Origin of the sequence: Kineococcus gynurae (assembly GCF_042433995.1) — a bacterium.
GTDB classification, from domain to species: Bacteria; Actinomycetota; Actinomycetes; order Actinomycetales; family Kineococcaceae; genus Kineococcus; species Kineococcus gynurae.
The window spans coordinates 50,301-69,297 of the sequence record NZ_JBHLUI010000012.1 but is presented as its reverse complement, the minus strand read 5'-3'; the positions used below and the strand labels follow the sequence as shown (position 1 = coordinate 69,297).

The following is an 18,997-nucleotide window of genomic DNA, read 5'->3' as shown; positions in this document are numbered from 1 at the left end:
GTCGATGACCCACGACCCGTTCCTGCAGGCCCTGTCCGCCCTGGCCGACGCGGCCCAGGTCGAGACCAGGGCCTCCACGCTGCTGACCGGTTTGGTCGACATCGCCACCGAGCACCTCGCCGTCGACGGCGCCGGGATCATGGTGGCCGAGAGCTCCGGTCTCCGCCTGGCCTACGCCAGTCCCGACGGGTTCGACGCCCTGGAGCGCATCCAGGAGACGGCCGGCGAGGGGCCCTGCCACGACGCGCTCACGTTCGACGAGCCCGTGGTCGTCGACGACCTGAGCGACCCCGTCCAGACCGCGTGGCCGGAGTTCGTCGCCGGGGTTCTCGCGGCCGGGTACGGGTCCGTCCTCGCCCTCCCCCTCACCGGCGGGGGACGGACGTGGGGCACGCTCGACCTGTACCGCAGGGATCCCGGCACCTGGCGGCCGGCCGAGCTGGCGGGGGCCCAGGTCCTGGCCCATCTCGCCGTCGCCTACCTGACCGTCGCCGACGACCGGGACGAGGCCCGACGGGTCCAGCGCGAGCTCGCCCACGCCGGGACCCACGACGCGCTCACCGGCCTGCCGAACCGGGTGCTGCTCTTCGACCGGCTCGAGCAGGCCCTGAACGCGGCCCGCCGCGACGCGGGGCTGGTCGCGGTCTTCTTCATCGACCTCGACCGCTTCAAGTCGGTCAACGACACCTTCGGGCACGCCGCCGGGGACCTCGTGCTGACCCTGCTCGCCTCCCGGATGAGCGCCACCCTGCGCCGTGGCGACACGCTGGCCCGGCTGTCCGGCGACGAGTTCGTCCTCGTCAGCGCCGACCTGGCCGGCGACGACCCCGACGCCCGGCGGGCCCACGTCGACACGGTCACCGAACGGTTGCGCCACGCCCTGGCCCGACCGGTCCGCATCGCCGAGGTGGACCTCGTCGTGTCGGCCACCATCGGCGTGACCTTCGGCGGGGCCGGCAGCGACCCCGACGACCTGCTGGCCGACGCCGACCGGGCGATGTACCGGCTCAAGCACGCGGAACCGGGCGCCCGGGACCACCCGGGCGAGCCCCCCGAGCGCACCGGGTCGCACCCCGTGGTGCGGTCGGCCCGTCAGCTGGAACGGGAGCTGGTCCGCGCCACCGCCGAGGAGCAGCTCGAGGTCCACTACCAGCCCCTGGTGCACCGCGGCGGTCGGCGCTACGCCGTGGAGGCCCTGCTGCGCTGGCCGCACCCGCACCTCGGTCTGCTGGTGGCGACGGAATTCGTCGACCTCGCGGCCCGCTCGGGGCTGCTCGTGGGGATCGGGCAGTGGGTGGTGCGGCGGGTCGGCACCGACCTCGCCCGCTGGCGGGAACAGCGGCCGGACTCCGCACCCGCCGTCGTCTACGTCAACGTCAGCTCGCGGGAGATCCTCGACCCGGCCCTCCCCGAGGTCGTGGCGGAGACGTTGCGGGAGAACGGTCTTCGTTCCGACCAGCTCGGGCTGGAACTGCTCGAGGGCAGCTTCGCCGATCCCGAGGTGGTGACCCGGTTGCACGAGTACGTCGACCGTGGGCACCCGCTGTCGATCGACGACTTCGGGACGGGCTACTCGTCGCTGTCCCGGTTGGTCGACCTTCCCGTGCGGTTGGCCAAGATCGACAAGTCGTTCGTCGCCGGCATCGAGGGCGACCCCCGTCGCCGCGCGCTGGTCGACGCGGTGGTCACCGTGGCCGAGCACCTCGGCCTGCAGGTCGTGGCCGAAGGGGTCGAGACCGCGGCCCAGGCGTCGGCCGTCCGCGACGCCGGCTGCCACTACCTGCAGGGGTGGTGGTGCGGGGCGCCGGCGCCCCTCACCCGGTTGCTCGACGAGGCCCGCCCGTCCGGGTCAAGCGGTGACGCGGAGCTGCCGACACCTCCTGCGTGAGTTTTCGACCCGAGGAGTCGCGGCTGGAGGCCCTGGCCGCCTACCGCCTGCTGGAGACCACGTCCGAGTCCGGCGCCGACATCGCGGAGGAGGTCGCCGCCCTCACCCGGCTGGCCTCCCTCGTCACCGGCCTGCCGCTGGCCATGGTCAACATCATCGACGAGACCACGCTGGTGCAGCTCGCCACGGTGGGGATGGATCCCGGCGCCTTCCCGCGGGAGGAGACCCCCTGCGGGGTGCACTTCCTCGACGGCGCGCTGGTCCACACCTCCGACGCCAGCCAGGACGCCCGCTTCGCCGACAACGCCTTCGTGGACGGCCGGCTCGGCGCGCTGCGGGCCTACGCCTCGGCCCCGCTCATCACGCTCGACGGCCACGCCCTCGGCACGCTGTGCGTCGCCGACACCCGCCCGCGGACGCTCACCCCCACCCAGCTAGCGGCGCTCGACGACCTGTCCCGCGTCGTGCTGTCGCTGTTCGAGCGCCGTCGCGAGGCCCAGGTCTCGGCCCGCCACGCGGCCGAGGCCGACGAGCAGCGCACGCTGACCGAGCTGCTGATGGCCGAGATCGACGAGCGCAACCGGCTCACCGAGGCCGTCCTCTCCAGCGTCGGGGTCGGCATCGTCGTCTCCGACACCGCGGGGCACATCGTCTCCAGCAACGCGACGGCCACCGAGTGGCTGGGGCCGATCGACCCCGACCTGACCCTGTCCGGGCAGGTCATGGAGTTCTCCGTCCGCCACCGCGACGGGGTCACCCCGATGGCTCCCGAGGAGCTGCCGCTGCGCCGCGCGCTGCGGGAGGGCCCCGTCGACGGCATCGAGCTCGTCACCTGCGCCCCCGGGCGCCCGGACCGGGCGCTCATGTGCTCGGGTCGCCCGCTGGTGGGTGAGACCGGCGACGTCACCGGTGCGGTGGTCGCGTTCCACGACATCACGCCGCTGCGCGAGCGCGAGGACCTGCTCCGGGCGGCCCACGAGCAGCTCGGTCGGCACGCCGAGGAGGCGGCCACGCTGGCCCGGGCCGCGCGCACGGTGACCGCGGCCGCGGACCCCCGCCTCGCGGTCTGCGAGGTAGCCCGGGAACTGACCGGCGCCGACGTCGTCCTGCTGCTGCAGCCCGCCGACGACGGGGTCCTGCGCCCGACGGCCACCGTGGGCCTGGGCGACGACCCGGTCCCCTCGTTCCCCCTGCCGGGTGCGGGGGCGACGGTGGGCGCACCGGGCAGCCGGGGCAGCCTGGCCGGGACGGCCTTCCTCGGCGAGGAGCTGCTCTTCGTCGCGGACGTGCTGTCCGACCCGCGGGCGGACACCGAGCTCGCCCGGCGCTGCCGGATCCGGTCGGGCGCCTGGCAACCGGTGGTGATGGCCGACGGCCGCACGATCGGTGTCCTGGTGCTGGCCTGGCGGGAGACGGTCGAGACCCTTCCCGGCACGACCCGGTCCATGCTGGCCGCGCTGGCCGGGGAGGCCGCGCACACGCTGGAGCGCGCGGTGCTGCTGGACCGGCTCGCCCAGGCCGCCGACCACGACCCCCTCACCGGACTGCCCAACCGCCGCACCTGGGACCGCGCGACGGACCAGGAGATCGCCCGGGCCGCCCGGACCGGGTGCCCGCTGACGTTCATGATCGTCGACCTCGACCACTTCAAGAACTACAACGACACCGCCGGGCACCTGGCCGGCGACGAGCTGCTGCGCGCCTTCGCAGCGGCGGCGCGCGACTGCCTGCGCGAGGTGGACGTCCTCGCCCGCTGGGGCGGGGAGGAGTTCGCCGTCGCGCTGCCCGGCTGCTCGGCCGCCGACGCCGTCGCCATCGCCGACCGGATCCGGGCCAACGTCCCGGCCGCCCAGACGGCCACGATCGGGGTGGCGCAGTGGAGCGTCGGGTCCACCGCGGTCGAGGTGCTGGCGCGGGCCGACGCCGCCCTCTACGCCGGCAAGCGCTCCGGCCGGGACCGGACGGTGGTGTCCGGGGCCGAACTGTCGCTGCTGGGCGGTCAGTAGTCGACGCGCCCCCCGTGGGCGAGCCAGGCGCGGAAGGGGGCCGGGGAGTTCTCGTCGCGGCGTTGCTGGACCGGGACGCGCCACTCGTCCCGGGGCGTGTCGAACAGGTCGTAGAAGGCCCGGTCGTCGAAACCACCCCGGGCCGCGTCGTGCCGGTCGGCGGCGAACACCACCCGTTCCACCCGGGCCCACAACGACGACGCCAGGCACATCGGGCAGGGTTCGCAGCTGGAGTACAGCGTGGTCCCGGCCAGGGTGAACGTGCCGAGCACCGTGCAGGCGGCCCGGATGGCCTGGACCTCGGCGTGGGCGGTCGGGTCGTTGTGCGCGGTCACCCGGTTCACGCCGGTGGCGACCACCGCCCCGTGGCGCACGACGACGGCCCCGAACGGCCCCCCGCCCCCGCTGACGTTCTCGACCGCCAGCCGCACGGCGAGATCCAGGAACACCTGGTCGGTTCCGGTCGGGGCCGCGGCCGTCGCCGCCTCCCCCGTGGTCCGCAGCCCGGTCGGGTTCATCGGTTCACCTCTCCCAGGCCGCCGGAGCCGGCGGCACGTCGTCGCGGGCCACCACGGCCTGGATCAACCCGTAGGGCCGGTCGTCCGCATGGAACACCTCGCCGGCGTTCTCGGTCCCGAAACGCTGCAGGTCGTAGAGGAAGTGGTGCTTGTTCGGGGCCGCGAGGCGCACCTCGGCGACCTCGGGCACCGTCTCGATCGCCGCCCGGCCCATGTGCCAGAGCGTCTGCTGCAGGGCGAGGGAGGGCAGGGTCGCGAACTGGGTCACGAAGGCGCCCTTGACGGCCTCGTAGGCCGCGTCGGGGTCGAACCCGGCGCCGAAATCCCCGGCGTCGATCACCGCGGGGTCGTAGCGCCAGCTCGCGACCAGCGACGTGGCCATCACGCGGTCGTCGGTGGGGGTGAGCGTCGTGTACTCGTCCACCAGGAAGTCCCTGAAGGAGGACCCGGTGGACTTCAGCACCGTGAACTCCTTGAGCCCGGCCACCACGTGCGCCTCCTGCGCGCCCCGCTTGCCGGACACGGTGACCGCCACGGTCCGCACCTCCGAGCCCGAGCGGGTCCAGGTGTGGTCGTGCTCCTCCCCCGCGACCCGCGCCCGCGTCCAGGGGTAGACGTCGACGTCGATCCGGGCCGCCGTCACGGGGCCGGTGCGGTCGACGAAGTGCCGGGCCAGGTCGAGCGCGTACCGTTCCACGCTCGTGATGCCCTTCTCCTTGGCGAAGGCGTAGATCACGTTCTTCTGCGTGTCGGTGGGCAGGACCTTGGTCTGGTCCCCCGTGAGGTAGGCGTCGGCGAAGTCGCCGCGCAGCGTCGAGGTGACGTTCAGGTCGACGATCTCGTGGCGCGGGGTGTCGCGCTGGAAGCGCACGACACGGTTCTCCGCCTTGCCGTACTGGTGACCCGCCAGGACGATGGCCATCCGGTGTCAGCTCCCTCGGTAGGTGGAGTAGGCGAACGGGGACAGCAGCAGCGGAACGTGCAGGTGCGGGCGGTCGGGTGCGACCGCGACCCCGACCAGCACCTCGGGGAAGAACGTCTCCCGCCCCTGCTGCTCGAACCAGAGGCGGGTCGCGAACCGGATCCGGTAGTCACCGGGGGGCAGGTCCTCGGCCAGCCGGAGCCGACCGTCGGCGTCGGTCACCCCGCCGCCCCGGGGTTCACCGCCCAGGGTCGAGAGGTCGACCACCACCCCGACCGCGGGGATGCCCGTGGCGGCGTCGAGCACGTGGGTCGAGAGGCTGCTCACGCGTCCACCAGCCGTTCCAACCGGAGCCGGGTGATCGCGGCCAGCTCCCGACGCAGGATCGCGCGCTCGGTGACCGGGTCGTTGCCGAGACGCGCCTCGAGGATGTCGAGGAGTTCCTCGCCGCTGCGCCCGGAGGCGCACACGAGGTAGACGTGACCGAACCGCTCCTCGTAGCGGAGGTTCCCCGCCGCCAGGCGCTCCCGGACGGCGACCCCTGCGGCCAGCGCTCCCGCCTGCTCGCTGCGCGAGGCGGTGCTCTCGCTCCGCTCGCCGATCCGGGGGTGGGCGGCCAGGGCCCGGTCGACGTCCGCCTCGGAAGTGCGTGCGAGTTCCGACACGGCCGCCTCCAGCAGCGCGGCCCGGTCGCCGAACGGGCGTCGCGCGGTCACCCGGCGCGCCCAGTCCGGTGCGTCGCAACAGCTCCGCAGCCGCTCCTCGCAGGTGGGCCCGGGCAGGGCGTCGAGCTCGGCCACCCGCATCAGTCCTCCCCCGGGAACGTCCGGACCCCGAGGTGCTCGCGCAGCGTCGTCCCCGTGTACTCGGTGCGGAAGAGCCCCCGCCGTTGCAGTTCGGGCACGACGGTCCCGGTGAACGCCTCGACGCCGGCCGGGAAGTGCGTGGGAACGGCCAGGAACCCGTCGCACGCCCCCGCGTCGAACCATCGCTCCATGGTGTCCGCCGCCGTCGTGGGCGATCCCACGACCTTGAGGTAGCTGCCCTCGGCGAAGTACCGGGCGGTCTGCAGGATCGACAGCCCGCCGCGGCGGGCGACGTCGAGGATCGCCGCCCGGTGCGACTTCCCGGCATTGCTCTCGGGCAGGTCCGGCATCGGGCCGTCGAGGTCGTGCCGGCGCAGGTCGTACCCACCGGCGAGGGGGATCAGGTTGCTGACCGCGAGGTCCTCGGGGATCAGGTCCCGCATCCGCTCCGCGAGGGCCCGCGCCGCCTCGTCGGTGCGGTCGACGATCGGGGTCATGCCGACCAGGATCTTGACGTGGTCGGGGTCGCGACCGAACGCCTCCGCGCGGGCCCGGATGTCGTCCCGGAACTCCCGCGCCGCCGTGATCTCGGACTGGAGCGTGAACACCACGTCAGCGGTCCGGGCGGCCAGGGCCCGGCCGGGTTCGGAGGCCCCGGCCTGGAAGATGACCGGACGACCCTGGGGGCTGCGCCCCGTCGTCAACGGCCCCCGGACCCGGAAGAACTCCCCCTGGTGGCGGAGGAAGTTCATCCGGTCCAGGTCGAAGTAGACGCCCTTCTCCTTGTCCCGCAGCATCGCTCCGGGTTCCCACCCGTCCCAGAGACCGGTGACGACGTCGACGAACTCCTCCGCCCGACGGTAGCGACGACCGTGCTCCACGTGGGTGTCGAGGCCGAAGTTCTGCGCCTCCTCCTGGTTGAAGGAGGTGACGAGGTTCCACCCCGCCCGCCCCCGGCTGACGTGGTCGAGCGTCGCGAAGCGCCGGGCCAGGTTGTAGGGGTCGTTGAACGTGGTGGTCGAGGTCGCCGCCAGCCCGAGGCGGTCGGTGACCATCGCCAGGGCGGGCAGCAGCACGGTGGGGTCGAGGTGGATGGAGCGGGGGTTCGCGGCCCCGTAGGTGTCACCGGCCAGGATGTCGTTGCTGCGCCGGACCGCGGCCTGGTCCTCGAAGAACAGGGCGTCGAGCTTGGCGTCCTCGGCCAGCCGCGCAGCGCGGACGTAGTGCTCGATGCCGAGGTCGAGCTCGGGAACGGCGTCGGGCAGGCGCCAGGCGCCGAGGTGGTAACCGGGGAACAGGAACAGGGCGAGACGGAGGGAACGTCCGGTCATGGGTCGGCCTCGATCGGTCGGGGGGACGGGGATCGGTGGGTCGATCCGACGTCAGCGACCGTGCGCGATCTGCCCCGGCGCCCAGGCCGACTCGTGCGGCCCGGCGGACGTGCGGGGCGGGACGGGGGCGGTGGGCGTCACGGCGACCTCCGATCCGGGACGGGAACCTGGTGGCGGTGGTCCTCCAGGGAGAACCTTCCCCGACGCTAACCGCGCATTGTTTCGACGGCGTGACACCTGAGAGACGGTCGATGGCGACCCGGTGGGCGCGTGGCGGAGGGCGGGGACCAGGAGAGGTTTCAGCGGACCCCGTCGGTGGGGCGGCGCGACCGCTTGTCCGCGTACATGCCCGCGTCGGCCGCCGCGAGGGCGGTGTCGACGTCCTGGCCCGCACTCCACGCGGCGTGGCCGACGGAGGCGGAGGTGATGAGCCGGGTCCCGTCGTCGAGATGGACCCCCACTGCGGCGAGGCGCCGGGTCAGCTCGCCGACGACGGGCTGCGCACGAGCGGGCAGCAGCGCGACGAACTCGTCCCCGCCGATGCGGGCGACGAACCCCTCCGAGGGGCGGGCCGCGTCGCGCAGCACGTCCGCGACGGCCCGCAGCACCGCGTCGCCGGCGGCGTGCCCGTGGCCGTCGTTGACCGCCTTGAACCCGTCGAGGTCGACCACGACGAGGATGCCGGCGCCCTCCGGGACCCGGGCCACGTCCTCGAAGAACCCCCGGCGGTTGGCGACGCCCGTGAGCGGGTCGGTGCGGGAGAGTCGTTCCAGCTCGGCCTGGGCCTCGATGCGCCGCGTCACCTCCTCGGCCAACCGTTCGTTGGCCTCGGCCAACCGGTTCTGCAGGAGGATCCCCGGCAGGGTCGTGATCGGGGCGATGAGCAGCGGGAGGATCAGCGGCGCCCAGTCCGCGACCTCCGCCCCCACACCGGAGCCGAAGTCCAGGTCGAAGACCAGGTAGACGAGGTGCGTGAGGGTCCAGGAGAGCACCGCCGCGGTGAGGACCCAGACCAGGGTCGGGCGGACGACCGGGCGGCGCGCGGAGCCGCGCGACCCCACCCCCCGACGTCGTCCCATGATCTTCCCTCGGTCCACCCCCGGACCGCCTTGAGCCGAGACGCGCTCCATGGTCACGACCGGAGGCGCGCGAGACGAACGGGGCCGCCCCCGGTCCCCCGATCGGACCGGCGTCGTCACCCGGCGCTGTGGCAGACTCGGCGGCGCGAGAACCCGCCCCTGTAGCTCAGTGGTAGAGCGCCCGCCTTGTAAGCGGATGGTCGTCGGCTCGATTCCGACCAGGGGCTCCACCCGGGCCCGACGCGCGCGGGGCCGGGGCACGGGGCACGGTGGAACGATGGACGCTTCCCCGGACCGCCACCGCCCCGAGCACCGCGACGGCCTCGACGACCTGACGGTGTGGCGGATCGACGCCCCGCTCGGCCTGCTGCTCGTGGGTGCGGGGGTGGCCACGGCCATCGACGCGGCCACCCGTCGGGCGGGCGGGTCGGGCGTGCTGCGGTGGGCCGGTCAGGGCACGGTGGGGCTGACGCTGATCAACGCGGGCCTGTCGGTGTTCGGGGAAGCCGTGAAACGCCGAGCGGTCCACGAGACGAAGGCCCTCCTGGCCGACGCCGCGACCGGCCCGGGAACCGACGACGACGCCGGGACGCACCCGCTGGACGGACGCGCCCCGGCTCGGGTCGTGGACCTCAGTGGGCGGCCAGGTCCTGCAGGCCGTCGACCAGGGCGGGGCGGGCACAGCTCGTGGTGAGCTCGACCGAGCTGCGGGCGTCCGCGGCCGCCTGGACCGACTCCATGATGTCCAGGACGTGCAGGGCCAGCTCGTCGGAGGCCCGGTGCGCGCGGCCTTCGGCGAGGCTCAGGGCGAGGTCGGCCAGACCGTAACCGCGCCCGGAGTTCACGAACCCCGCGAGCTCGCCGACGTCGACCCAGTTCTCGTCCGGCCCCTCGGCCCCGGGGGCCGGCGCGGTCTCGGCGGAGTAGAGCTGGACCGGCCCGGAGAACATGTTCGGGTCCGGCACCGACAGCGTCCCTTCGGTGCCGTACACCTCGATGCGCGGGAGCTGGGCGGCCCAGGTGTCGAAACTCATGATGAGTGTCGACAGGGCACCGTTCTCGTGCTCCAGGATGCCGGTGATGTGCGTGTCGATGGTGACCGGGAACTGCTCCCCGGCGCGCGGACCGCTGCCGATGGTCCGCCGGTCCTGCGGGCGGGCGGAGGCCCCGACGACCCGACGGACCGGACCGAGCAGGTGCACCAGCGAGCTGACGTAGTACGGGCCCATGTCGAGCAGGGGCCCACCGCCGGGCTGGTAGTAGAAGTCCGGCGAGGGGTGCCAGCGCTCGTGGCCGGGGGTGGTCATGAACGCGGTGGCGGAGTGGGCGAGCCCGATCCGGCCGTCCTCCAGCAGCTTCCGGGCCGTCTGCACCCCGGTGCCGAGCACGGTGTCGGGGGCGCAGCCCGCCCGCACCCCGGCCGCCGCGGCCGCCTTGACGACCTCGCGACCGTCGGCGACCGTCATCGCCAGCGGCTTCTCGCCGTAGACGTGCTTGCCGGAACCGATGGCCGCCCGGGCGACGTCGGCGTGCATGGAGGGCAGGGTCAGGTTCAGCACCGCGTCGACGTCGGCGGCGGCGAGCAGGTCCTCCAGGGAGGACACCCGGGCCCCGTGGGCGTCCGCGAGGGCCTGGGCCCGGGCGGGGTCGAGGTCGCAGACGGCCTGCACCTGCAGCTGCGGCAGCTTGGCGAAACTGGCCGAGTACTGGCCGCTGATGTTGCCGGCGCCGACGATGCCGACGCGCAACGGGGAGTTCATCGGGCCGCCCACAGCAGCCCCCTCTCGATGATGGTGCGGACGTTGGGGTCCTCCAGGATCTCGACGCGGTGGCCGGGTGTCGAGACGAAGATGCGTCCCTCGCCCCACTGCCGGGTCCAGATCGCCGGGGAGGTCACCGGGCGGTGCCACGGGTCCCAGGGCCGGACGGCCTGCGTCGTCGTGGCGAGCACGTCGATGTAGTCGTCGGTCAGGACCCAGTACTGCTCGGTCACCAGGTCGAAGTCCTCGATGCCCTGGGTGATCGGGTGCGAGGCGGCCTCGGGAGCCATCTCGATGCGGTGCGGCATGTAGTTGTCGGACTGCTCCCCCGTGCGCTCCTCCGGGGTCTTGCCGGGGTGGCAGGCGAACTGGCCGCCGACGAAGTGCAGGTAGTCGGAGGAGTTGCGGTAGGAGTCCGCGATTCCGCCGTGCCAGCCGCCGAACCCGGTGCCGTTCTCGACGGCCGTCATCAGCCCCTCGAGCTCGTCCTTCTCGATCGTGCTCATGGTGTTGCACTGCACGATCAGGTCGACGCCGGCCATGTACCCGCCGTCGGCGTACACCTTGGGCGAGTCCTCGACCCGCACCTCGAAGCCGTTGTCGCGCAGGTGGGGGATGAACAGGTCGGTGGCCTCGACGGGCTGGTGCCCGTCCCACCCGCCCCGGACGACCAGGGCGTTTCTCGCACTCACGATGAGGAACCTCTCAGTGTCACTTGGAGAACCCGGCGGTGAGGCCGGAGAGCAACTGGCGACGCCCCACGATATAGAGCACCAGGATCGGGAGGGTGGTGAGGACCACCGAGGCGAGCACGGCCGGGATGTTGACGGAGTACTGGCCCTGGAAGGACCACAGCGCCAGCGGCAGCACCCGCAGGTCGGGCCGGTCGGTCAGCACCAACGGCAGCAGGAACGAGTTCCAGACCTGCAGCCCCTGGTAGATGGTGACCGTCACCAGCGCCGGCTTGGTGAGCGGGAAGGCCAACCGCCACATCGTCCCCCACTCGCTGCAGCCGTCCAGCCGCATCGACTCGAACAACTCGTTCGGGACGTCGCGGATGAAGTTGGACAGGATGAGGATCGTCAGCGGCAGCGCGAAGGCGATCGAGGGGAGGATGAGCGCCTGGAGCGTGTTGTAGAGCTCGAGCTTGATGATGATCAGGTAGACCGGGATGATCGTCGCCTGCAGCGGGATGGCCAGCCCCATGAGGAACAGGGAGTTGACCGAGCGCAGGAAGCGTCCGCCGCCGCCCCGCACGATGGCGAAGGCGCACATGAACGACATCAGCACGGCCGGGACGACGGCCCCGACGGTGACGATGACCGAGTTCATGAAGTAGCGGGCGAAGTCCGAGGCCAGGACGAGCTGGTAGTTGTCCAGCGACGGCGAGGTCGGCGGGGCCATCGGGTTGGAGCCGTAGTAGCCCGCGGAGGTCTTGAAGCTGGTGATGACGATCCAGTAGATCGGCACCACGACGATGAGCAGCCAGAAGATGCTCACCACCCCGGCGGGGATGTTGGGGCGCGACGTGCTGCCGCCCTTGCGCGTGGGGCGGGAGCCGCCCTGCGGGGCGCCGGCCGAGGTCCCGCTGGGGATGCCGCTCACGGTGTCGGTCGCCATGGCTCAGGCCCCTTCCAACTGGCTGGAGTTCGCGTCCTTGCCGCCGAGGCGGCGCAGCAGCAGCGCGAGGGCCAGGCCCACGAGCACGAGGATGACCGCGATGACGCTGGCCGACCCCATGTCGCTGGACCGGAAACCGCGCAGGTACATGTCGAGGGCCAGCACCCGGGTCGCGTCGGAGGGGCCACCCCCGGTGAGCACGAAGATCAGGTCGAAGAAGGTCAGCGACCCGACGACCATGAGCGTCGAGGACGTGATGATCGTGTACTTGAGCTGCGGCAGCGTGATCGAGAAGAACTGCCGGACCCGGCTCGCCCCGTCGATCTGGGCGGCCTCGTACATCGAGGTGGGGATCTGCCGGACCCCGCCTTGGTAGATGAGGGAGTGGAACGGCACGAACTGCCAGCTCACGATGAACACCACGACGCCCATGGCCAGCGCGGGCTCGCCGAGCCAGTTCTGCCGCAGCCAGCCGATGCCCAGGCCGGCCCCCAGACCGAAGTTCGGGTCGAGCAGCGCCTTGTAGGCGATGGAGATGGCGGCCGCGCTGAGCAGCAGCGGCACGAAGTAGACGACCGCGAGGACCGCCCGGTACCGCTGGTGCCCGGCGATGAAGACCCCCAGCAGCAGGCTGATCGGGGTCTGCACCGCCCAGGAGAGGATCATCACCAGGAAGGTCTTCCACAGCGCCGAGAGCAGCGAGGGGTCGGTGAGCACGGCGGACCAGTTGTCGAGGCCCGCGGGGGTGATCGCGCCGATGCCGTCCCACCTCATGAAACTGAGGTAGAAGACCCCGAGGAGGGGGACGATCCCGAAGGCCAGGAACATGAGCAGGGCCGGCAGGGTCATCCAGGCCAGGGAGCCGGTCTTGCGCCCCGTGGCCACAGGAACCTGGTTTCGGGCGGCCCCGGGGGCCGCCGTGCTCACCGCGGTCACTGCCCGAGGACCGCGTTCATGTTGTCGGCGAACTGCTGCGGCGTGATGGTCAGGCCGAACAGCTGCTCGATGTTGTTCAGCAGGGCCTCGGCCGCGGCCGGGGACAGGGCCTGGTCCCAGGACTGACCGAAGTAGGGGGCCGCCGAGGCGGTGTCGTAGATGAACTTGAGGAAGTCCTCGTCCTCGGAGCCGGCGAACAGGCTGTCGGACCCGTTGACGATCGGGACGTTGCCGTTCTCGACCCAGAGCTTGTTCTGGTCCTCGGAGTTCAGGATGTCGGCGCAGTACTTCTTGGCGACCTCCTTCTGCTCGTCGGTCGCCTTGGAGGAGATGGCGTAGTAGGAGGCGGGGTTGCCGACCGTGTTGTTCGGGTCACCCTTGCCGCCCTGCACGGACGGGAAGTTGCTCCACGCCAGGTTGCCGCCGCTGACGAAGTCGCCGCCCTCGGACTTCATGCTGCCGTAGGTCCAGGCGCCGTGGAGCATCATGGCGGCCTTGTCGGTGTAGAGCACGGCCAGGTCGGCGTTGGAGTCGGCGGTGATCGACTCGAAACCGTTGATGAACCCGTTGGCCTTGACCAGGTCCTGGACCATCGTGAGGGCCTGGATCGCCTCGGGGGCCGACCACGAGTTCGCCTCGCCCTTGTAGATGGCGTCGAACAGCTCCGGCCCGCCGATGCGGTCGAAGAGGAACTCCAGCCACATCATGTTGGTCCAGCGCGACTGCCCGCCCAGGGAGAACGGGGCGACACCGGCGGCGTTGAACTGCGGCACCAGGGCCATGACCTCCTCCCAGGTGGTGGGGAGGGCGGCGCCGACCTTGTCGAAGACGCGCTTGTTGTAGTACATGACGATCGGCGAGACGGTCTCGTTCGGGACCGCGTAGATCTTGTCCTCGACGGTGGCCGCCGCGAAGGCGCTGGTGAACAGCTTGCTCTTGTAGTCGCTGTTCTCGTCGAACCACGAGGTCAGGTCCTCGACCTGGTCGTTCTTCACGTAGTCGGCCAGACCGCCGCCGCCCCAGGTCCAGATCAGGGTCGGGGCCTGGTTGGCCCCGATGGCGGTACGGATCTTGGTCTTGAACGCGTCGTTCTGGAAGGCGGTCGAGGCCAGCTGGGTGTCGGCGTTGGCGTCGTTGAAGGCCTTGATGCCGGCCGTGCGGATCGCCTCACCGGGCGCCCCGGTGAGGATCCAGATGCTGGCCCCACCCTCGGCGGCCTGCCCCGGGCCCGAGGACCCCCCGCACGAGGCGAGGACACCCGCACCGACGGGCGCCGCCATCGCCAGGGCCAGGAAGGACCGTCGAGAAGTTCGGTTCTGATCCACGTCGATCTCCGTTGAGCCGGGCCGCGTCGTCGCGGCGTCCCGACGGGGGGCCCGTGCGCCACCCCGCGCTGCTTGCCGATTCCTGTCGAAAGATTTCGCTAGGAAGTCCGTCCCCGGACCATAGGACGCCCCTTCCGAGGACGTCAAGCACGACTGCGGGAGACGGGGTCACGAGTCGCTAACGGTCCAGTCGAGGTATCGGAACGACGCCGTTCAGCAGTTCGGACCGTCCCACAGGACCGGCGGGAGATCGATCGCTTCGGTCCCTTGTCTCGAAAACTTTCGTGGGCTTATGGTGCGACGACGCGGTGCGGTCACCTACGCTCCCCGCAACCACCGGTGACGATCATCCGATCCGCGCGGGACCACCCGGCACTGGCGTGTCCAGACCAGAGGCAGGAGCCAGCCATGACGAGTTCGGCAGGGACGCCGGCCGCCCGTCGGACGACCCGACCCACCCTGGCGACCATCGCGGCCTCGGCCGGGGTGTCGGTCGCCACCGTGTCCAAGGTGGTCAACGGGCGCGACGACGTGGCCGAGCAGACCCGTGCCCACGTCCAGGCCCTGCTGCGCCAGCACGACTACGCCTCCCCCACCACCCGCCGGGTCGCGGCCGGGACCACGGTGGAGTTCCTCATCAACGGGGTGTTCGCTGCCTACGCCACCGAGGTCGTCGACGGGGTGATCACCGAGGGCGCCGAGTCCGGGACGTCGGTCGTCGTCGGGAAGATGCAGGACGCCTCCCGCCTGGGCCGGGCGCCCGGGGTCTGGGCGCGCGAGCTGAAGGTCGCCGGGCGGGCCGGGGTCGTCGTCGTGACCGGCGAGCTCACCGGCGACCACGTGGACGCCCTGGCCGAGGTGGGACTGCCGCTCGTGGTCATCGACCCGGTGAACCTCCCGCGCAGCTCGGTGACCAGCGTCGGGTCGACGAACTTCACCGGTGGATTCACCGCCACCCAGCACCTGCTCGGGCTCGGCCACCGGCGGATCGGCTACGTCGGCGGGCCCCCGAAGTCCGGCTGCAACCAGGCCCGTCTGCACGGCTACCGGGCCGCGCACGAGGTCGCCGGGGTGCACCCGCGCCCCGAGCTGATCGGCAACCAGAACTTCGACTACGAGTGCGGGCTGGAGCTCGGGGCACGGATCCTGGCCCTGCCCGACCCGCCGACCGGCATCGTGGCCGGGAGCGACTCGATCGCCCTCGGGGTCATCGAGGCGGCCCGCCGCCGGGGCCTGCGCGTCCCCGACGACCTGAGCGTCACCGGGTTCGACGACACCGAGCTCGCCGCCGCGGCGACCCCGCCGCTGACCGTCATCCGCCAGCCGCTGCACGAGATGGGTCGGGTCGCCCTGCGGACCGTCCTGCGGATGGCCGCGGGCGAGACGCTCGACTCCCACCACGTCGAGCTCGCCACCCAGCTCGTCGTCCGCGGCTCCACCGGCCCCGCCCCCCGCTGACCGTCCGCCCCGTCGCCTTCGTGAACGGCACAGGGGGCCTTGTGCTCGATCACCGGGCGCAGGGTCCCCCTCTGCCGGCCCTCACCCCGGCGGGCGCCGCCGCCGCCACCACCGGCGCGGGCGCGGCGCCGGGTCGGTGGGCGCGGGGTGGACCTCGGGCGCGGGCGGGGCGGGGTTGGCCGCGCGCCAGGCGGCCAGGCACCGCTCGCGGTCGAGCAACGGGGTCGCGAGGGGAACGCCGAGCTGCGGGCGGCGGTACTCGGCCAGCAACCGCTCGTTGAAGTCCTCGACGACGACCGTCACCGCGTGCTCGTCGGCCCGGGCGGGCATCGACTCCACCAGGCGGGCCCGTTCCAGCCGGAAGGCGAGGTAGGGCGGCAGCATCGCCGAGACGTCGAGGTCCTCGGCCCGGGCCTTCGCCGCCGCCCAGTCCTCGCCCGAGAACGGCTTGTCCAATCCGGGCAGCGGCTGCCCGGCCCCGCGCAACCCGTCGAACTCACCGCGCTCGGTCGCCTCGCGGACGAGGCGTTCCACCCAGTCTTCGAAGGTCACGTGCGGCGGTTTGCGGTCCACCGACCCATCGTCGCCGAGCCGGGAAGCGGACGCAGCCGCGGCGTTGTTGTCCCGGCATGACTCAGCCTGGTTCCGCCGGTTTCCGCGTCACCCGCAACGACGAGGCGTCGCGCTTCGAGGGGCGCCTCGACGGGGAGCTGGTCGCGATCGCCGACTTCGTCGAGACCGGACGCAGCCTCACGATGACCCACACCGAGGTGCTGCCCGCCCACGAGAACCAGGGCCTGGCGACCACGCTCGTCGACGCGGCCTTCCGCGACGCCCGCGAACGAGGGCTGCGCATCGTCCCGGCCTGCTCCTTCGTCCGCCTGCACGCGCGACGGCACGCGGAGGACTTCGCCGACGTGCTCGCGCCCCGGTAGGGGCGTGGCCGCCGTGGGCGGTCCGGGAGGAGGACCCGCGGCTGGGGCTGCGCGACGCCAAGGAGGTGATCGACGACCTGGCGGTCTGACGGTTCCCCCGACGGGGTCGCAGCGGCGGGGCACGGCTCAGCGGCCCCGGCGTTCCCGCAGGGGCCGGTCGTCACCGTCCTCGACGTAGCTGACCTCGACGTCGAACAGCTCGTCCCGCAGCGCGTGGGCCAGCCGGAGCCCCTCGGCCTGCCACGCCCGCTCCTCCTCCGCGTCGGCGAAACGGAAGTCGGTCCGGGCGACGGCCTCGAAGCGCGCCTTTCACGCCCGGAGCCGGGCCACGAGGTCGGCGCTCACCCCGAGGGCGGCCAGGTCGACCGGACCGTAGTGGTCGGAGTCCGTGTCCCAGGCCGGGTCACCGTCGTCCCACTCCGCCATCACCTTCAGCGCGAGCGGACGACGCTCCTGCCGGTGTGCGTCTCCGCCGGCCGCGGTCCACGGGCGGGTCAGAGCAGGTCGACCGGGGACCCCGGCAGCGGGTACCAGTCCGGCGTGGATCCCCCCGCCGCGGTGATCACGGCGGCGACGGCGACGAGCAGCAGGATCCCGACGACGATCCCGGTCGCGCGCTCGCCGGCGAGGACGCGGCGGACGGAGACCCGGGTACCGCGTTGCAGGGAGGCCCCGCCCGGCCCGAACCAGCCGGTGAGCAGACCGAGCAGCCCGCCGAGGGCGAGCAGGACGGGACGGTCGGGGCGGTCCACGACCCCTTGCCCCGCGATGAGCCCGGCCAGGAACGCGCCACTGATCCCCACCAGAACGGGCAGGATCGAGGCCAGCAGGGTGCTGAGCAACGAGCGCAGGACGTTCCACGGCGCGCTGAACCCGGCCACCCAGGCGTCGCTGGCCCGGGGCCCGGCCTCCCACCGACGCCGGAACAACCCCGCCGCGGTCCGGTCGACGGTGCGGAACAGGGTCGCGCCGAGCACGGCGATGACGAGGCCCGCGGTGGGGGCCACGGCGAAGACGCCCACGAGGGCGAGCAACCCGGCCGCGATCGTCCAGGTGCGCTGCGGACGGGCCGGTTGCCCGTTCGTGCCGAGCGGCGGGCCCGCCTGACCGGCGGGCCGACCGCGACCGGGGGTCGGCGCGACCGGCGGCGGGACCGGTCGTCGGGCCGGGTCCGGGCCGGGCGCCGACGGGATCCAGCCCGGCGGGGCCTGCTGCACGCGCGGGAGCTGCGCGGTCGCGTCCGCCGGCGGGCCGGGGGGCGGGACGGCCGGCGCGGCACCGGAGGCGGCCGGGCCGGTCGGGGCGGGACGGTAGGCCGGGAGGACCGTCGTCGCGTCCGGACCGACCCCGGTCCCGAACGCCGCCGTCGGCTGCGCGTCGGCGGGCGGTCGCTCCTCCTCGGGAGCGATCAGGGAGGCGAAGCGGGAGGACGGGTCCCCGTGGGTCAAGGCCGAGGTCCGCCCGTCGGACCCGGCGGCGACCTCGTCGAGGACGCGCAGGATCTCCTGCGGGGAGGGGCGGTGGGCGGGGTTGACCGCGAGCGCCGCCAGCAGCCCGTCGCGCAGCGGGGTGGACAGCCCGGCCAGGTCGACGTCGGCGCGGCGCACCCGGTCGAGGACGGCCTCCATCGGGCCCCGACCGAAGGGCGGTCGCCCGGTGGCGGCGTAGGCGGTCGTCGCGGCCCAGCCCCACCAGTCGGTGGCCGGGGACACGGTGCCGCCCGCGACGACCTCCGGCGAGAGGTACCCGGGGGTGCCCATGACCAGGCCGGTCGAGGTGAGCCGGACGTCGTCGGCGACGTGGGCGATGCCGAAGTCGATGACGACGGGACGGCCGTCGAGCAGCAGCACGTTGGCGGGTTTGAGGTCCCGGTGGACGACGCCCGCGCGGTGGATGGCGGTGAGCGCCTCGGCCAGCCCGTGGCCCAGCTCGCGCAGGGCCGGCCCGCGCAGCGGCCCGGACTCGGCGATGACGGTCTCCAGCGAGGGGCCGGGCACGTAGCGGGTCACCAGGTGCGGCCAGGGGCCGTCCACGTCGGCGGCGATGACCTCGGCGACGCGGGGCGAGCGGACACGTTCGAGCGTGGACACCTCGCGGGCGAGCCGTTGCCGGGCCTGGGGGTCGCCCGCGATGTGGGGTTTGAGGACCTTGACGGCCACGACGTGGTGCTCGGCGTCCAGACCGAGGTAGACGACCCCCATGCCGCCCTCACCGATGACCCGGTCGAGGCGGTAGTCCCCGAGCCGCGTCCCCGGGGCCGGGTGGCTCCCCCTGCCGACGGGACGCGTCATCGCGTCGCCGAGGGAGTTCGGGTGAGGGGTGACCACGACCCCCACGGTACGCGAGGCACCTGACGGTGTCCGGGACCTGCGGCGGGGGCGGGCCGACGGGGGTCCGGCCCGGCCCGGGCGGC

Annotated in this window: 18 protein-coding genes and 1 tRNA gene; 6 read left to right on the top strand and 13 right to left on the bottom strand. The window is 73.0% G+C overall.

Translation table 11 applies throughout. The annotated features are described in order from the left end of the window. Nucleotides 1-4 precede the first annotated feature (4 nt). Together ACFFKU_RS16320 and ACFFKU_RS16315 are read left to right on the top strand one after the other, a co-directional pair. The gene (locus tag ACFFKU_RS16320; protein WP_380139592.1) at nucleotides 5-1,888 is read left to right on the top strand and encodes a putative bifunctional diguanylate cyclase/phosphodiesterase; all 1,884 of its coding nucleotides are present in this window, start codon (nucleotides 5-7) and stop codon (nucleotides 1,886-1,888) included. Further along, nucleotides 1,885-3,894 carry a diguanylate cyclase domain-containing protein gene (locus ACFFKU_RS16315; RefSeq protein WP_380139590.1) on the top strand — a complete coding sequence of 670 codons (2,010 nt, stop codon included), beginning with the start codon at nucleotides 1,885-1,887 and terminating at the stop codon, nucleotides 3,892-3,894. Before ACFFKU_RS16320 ends, ACFFKU_RS16315 begins: the two co-directional genes overlap by 4 nt. Here the strand turns inward: ACFFKU_RS16315 and ACFFKU_RS16310 are convergent. The 6 genes from ACFFKU_RS16310 to ACFFKU_RS16285 form a co-directional block, all read right to left on the bottom strand. Further along, the gene (locus ACFFKU_RS16310; protein WP_380139588.1) at nucleotides 3,888-4,412 is read right to left on the bottom strand and encodes a nucleoside deaminase; all 525 of its coding nucleotides are present in this window, start codon (nucleotides 4,410-4,412) and stop codon (nucleotides 3,888-3,890) included. The two genes, ACFFKU_RS16315 and ACFFKU_RS16310, sit on opposite strands and share 7 nt — an antisense overlap. Nucleotides 4,413-4,416: 4 nt before the next feature. After that, on the bottom strand, nucleotides 4,417-5,334 hold the full coding sequence (gene pucL, locus ACFFKU_RS16305; RefSeq protein ID WP_380139586.1) for a factor-independent urate hydroxylase: 918 nt from the start codon (nucleotides 5,332-5,334) through the stop codon (nucleotides 4,417-4,419). A gap of 6 nt (nucleotides 5,335-5,340) precedes the next feature. After that, complete coding sequence (gene uraH, locus ACFFKU_RS16300) at nucleotides 5,341-5,661, bottom strand: hydroxyisourate hydrolase (protein ID WP_380139584.1); 321 nt, start codon at nucleotides 5,659-5,661, stop codon at nucleotides 5,341-5,343. Further along, nucleotides 5,658-6,140 (bottom strand): 2-oxo-4-hydroxy-4-carboxy-5-ureidoimidazoline decarboxylase, encoded by a 483-nt coding sequence (gene uraD / locus ACFFKU_RS16295; RefSeq protein ID WP_380139582.1) that lies wholly within the window; start codon nucleotides 6,138-6,140, stop codon nucleotides 5,658-5,660. The genes uraH and uraD overlap by 4 nt, the downstream gene beginning before the upstream one ends. Continuing rightward, nucleotides 6,140-7,471: an LLM class flavin-dependent oxidoreductase gene (locus ACFFKU_RS16290; protein WP_380139580.1), complete on the bottom strand. Its 1,332-nt coding sequence runs from the start codon at nucleotides 7,469-7,471 to the stop codon at nucleotides 6,140-6,142. Before ACFFKU_RS16290 ends, uraD begins: the two co-directional genes overlap by 1 nt. Nucleotides 7,472-7,770: 299 nt before the next feature. Continuing rightward, the gene (locus tag ACFFKU_RS16285) at nucleotides 7,771-8,550 is read right to left on the bottom strand and encodes a GGDEF domain-containing protein (RefSeq protein ID WP_380139578.1); all 780 of its coding nucleotides are present in this window, start codon (nucleotides 8,548-8,550) and stop codon (nucleotides 7,771-7,773) included. Nucleotides 8,551-8,705: 155 nt separating this feature from the next. On the opposite strand from ACFFKU_RS16285, the gene ACFFKU_RS16280 reads away from it, so the two are divergent. Together ACFFKU_RS16280 and ACFFKU_RS16275 are read left to right on the top strand one after the other, a co-directional pair. After that, a tRNA-Thr gene (locus tag ACFFKU_RS16280) sits at nucleotides 8,706-8,780 on the top strand. Nucleotides 8,781-8,827: 47 nt separating this feature from the next. Next, complete coding sequence (locus ACFFKU_RS16275) at nucleotides 8,828-9,244, top strand: hypothetical protein (RefSeq protein WP_380139576.1); 417 nt, start codon at nucleotides 8,828-8,830, stop codon at nucleotides 9,242-9,244. On the opposite strand, the gene ACFFKU_RS16270 is transcribed toward ACFFKU_RS16275, so the two are convergent. The 5 genes from ACFFKU_RS16270 to ACFFKU_RS16250 form a co-directional block, all read right to left on the bottom strand. Beyond that, the gene (locus ACFFKU_RS16270) at nucleotides 9,183-10,310 is read right to left on the bottom strand and encodes a Gfo/Idh/MocA family protein (protein ID WP_380140271.1); all 1,128 of its coding nucleotides are present in this window, start codon (nucleotides 10,308-10,310) and stop codon (nucleotides 9,183-9,185) included. The two genes, ACFFKU_RS16275 and ACFFKU_RS16270, sit on opposite strands and share 62 nt — an antisense overlap. Beyond that, nucleotides 10,307-11,005, bottom strand: a complete 699-nt coding sequence (locus tag ACFFKU_RS16265; RefSeq protein WP_380140270.1) for a ThuA domain-containing protein — start codon at nucleotides 11,003-11,005, stop codon at nucleotides 10,307-10,309. Before ACFFKU_RS16265 ends, ACFFKU_RS16270 begins: the two co-directional genes overlap by 4 nt. A 16-nt stretch (nucleotides 11,006-11,021) precedes the next feature. Next, nucleotides 11,022-11,930 carry a carbohydrate ABC transporter permease gene (locus tag ACFFKU_RS16260; RefSeq protein WP_380139574.1) on the bottom strand — a complete coding sequence of 303 codons (909 nt, stop codon included), beginning with the start codon at nucleotides 11,928-11,930 and terminating at the stop codon, nucleotides 11,022-11,024. A gap of 3 nt (nucleotides 11,931-11,933) precedes the next feature. Continuing rightward, nucleotides 11,934-12,779: a carbohydrate ABC transporter permease gene (locus ACFFKU_RS16255; RefSeq protein WP_380140269.1), complete on the bottom strand. Its 846-nt coding sequence runs from the start codon at nucleotides 12,777-12,779 to the stop codon at nucleotides 11,934-11,936. Between the two features lie 83 nt (nucleotides 12,780-12,862). Next, the gene (locus tag ACFFKU_RS16250) at nucleotides 12,863-14,146 is read right to left on the bottom strand and encodes an extracellular solute-binding protein (protein WP_380140268.1); all 1,284 of its coding nucleotides are present in this window, start codon (nucleotides 14,144-14,146) and stop codon (nucleotides 12,863-12,865) included. Between the two features lie 453 nt (nucleotides 14,147-14,599). Between ACFFKU_RS16250 and ACFFKU_RS16245 the strand changes: the two genes are divergently transcribed. Beyond that, the gene (locus tag ACFFKU_RS16245) at nucleotides 14,600-15,649 is read left to right on the top strand and encodes a LacI family DNA-binding transcriptional regulator (RefSeq protein WP_380139572.1); all 1,050 of its coding nucleotides are present in this window, start codon (nucleotides 14,600-14,602) and stop codon (nucleotides 15,647-15,649) included. A gap of 81 nt (nucleotides 15,650-15,730) precedes the next feature. Here ACFFKU_RS16245 and ACFFKU_RS16240 read toward each other — a convergent pair whose 3' ends face one another. Beyond that, nucleotides 15,731-16,222, bottom strand: coding sequence for a DnaJ family domain-containing protein (locus ACFFKU_RS16240; protein WP_380139570.1), 492 nt, complete (start codon nucleotides 16,220-16,222; stop codon nucleotides 15,731-15,733). A 56-nt stretch (nucleotides 16,223-16,278) separates the two neighbouring features. On the opposite strand from ACFFKU_RS16240, the gene ACFFKU_RS16235 reads away from it, so the two are divergent. Next, nucleotides 16,279-16,584 carry a GNAT family N-acetyltransferase gene (locus tag ACFFKU_RS16235; protein WP_380139568.1) on the top strand — a complete coding sequence of 102 codons (306 nt, stop codon included), beginning with the start codon at nucleotides 16,279-16,281 and terminating at the stop codon, nucleotides 16,582-16,584. Nucleotides 16,585-17,078: 494 nt separating this feature from the next. Here the strand turns inward: ACFFKU_RS16235 and ACFFKU_RS16230 are convergent, their stop codons facing one another. Continuing rightward, on the bottom strand, nucleotides 17,079-18,911 hold the full coding sequence (locus ACFFKU_RS16230) for a serine/threonine-protein kinase (RefSeq protein WP_380139566.1): 1,833 nt from the start codon (nucleotides 18,909-18,911) through the stop codon (nucleotides 17,079-17,081). Between the last annotated feature and the right edge of the window lie 86 nt (nucleotides 18,912-18,997).

Coding starts and splice junctions, on each gene's coding strand:
- ACFFKU_RS16320 (WP_380139592.1), top strand. CDS start 5: ATGACCCACGACCCGTTCCTGCAGGCCCTGTCCGCCCTGGCCGACGCG.
- ACFFKU_RS16310 (WP_380139588.1), bottom strand. CDS start 4,412: ATGAACCCGACCGGGCTGCGGACCACGGGGGAGGCGGCGACGGCCGCG.
- pucL (WP_380139586.1), bottom strand. CDS start 5,334: ATGGCCATCGTCCTGGCGGGTCACCAGTACGGCAAGGCGGAGAACCGT.
- uraD (WP_380139582.1), bottom strand. CDS start 6,140: ATGCGGGTGGCCGAGCTCGACGCCCTGCCCGGGCCCACCTGCGAGGAG.
- ACFFKU_RS16290 (WP_380139580.1), bottom strand. CDS start 7,471: ATGACCGGACGTTCCCTCCGTCTCGCCCTGTTCCTGTTCCCCGGTTAC.
- ACFFKU_RS16285 (WP_380139578.1), bottom strand. CDS start 8,550: ATGGGACGACGTCGGGGGGTGGGGTCGCGCGGCTCCGCGCGCCGCCCG.
- ACFFKU_RS16275 (WP_380139576.1), top strand. CDS start 8,828: ATGGACGCTTCCCCGGACCGCCACCGCCCCGAGCACCGCGACGGCCTC.
- ACFFKU_RS16270 (WP_380140271.1), bottom strand. CDS start 10,310: ATGAACTCCCCGTTGCGCGTCGGCATCGTCGGCGCCGGCAACATCAGC.
- ACFFKU_RS16260 (WP_380139574.1), bottom strand. CDS start 11,930: ATGGCGACCGACACCGTGAGCGGCATCCCCAGCGGGACCTCGGCCGGC.
- ACFFKU_RS16255 (WP_380140269.1), bottom strand. CDS start 12,779: ATGACCCTGCCGGCCCTGCTCATGTTCCTGGCCTTCGGGATCGTCCCC.
- ACFFKU_RS16250 (WP_380140268.1), bottom strand. CDS start 14,146: ATGGCGGCGCCCGTCGGTGCGGGTGTCCTCGCCTCGTGCGGGGGGTCC.
- ACFFKU_RS16245 (WP_380139572.1), top strand. CDS start 14,600: ATGACGAGTTCGGCAGGGACGCCGGCCGCCCGTCGGACGACCCGACCC.
- ACFFKU_RS16235 (WP_380139568.1), top strand. CDS start 16,279: ATGACTCAGCCTGGTTCCGCCGGTTTCCGCGTCACCCGCAACGACGAG.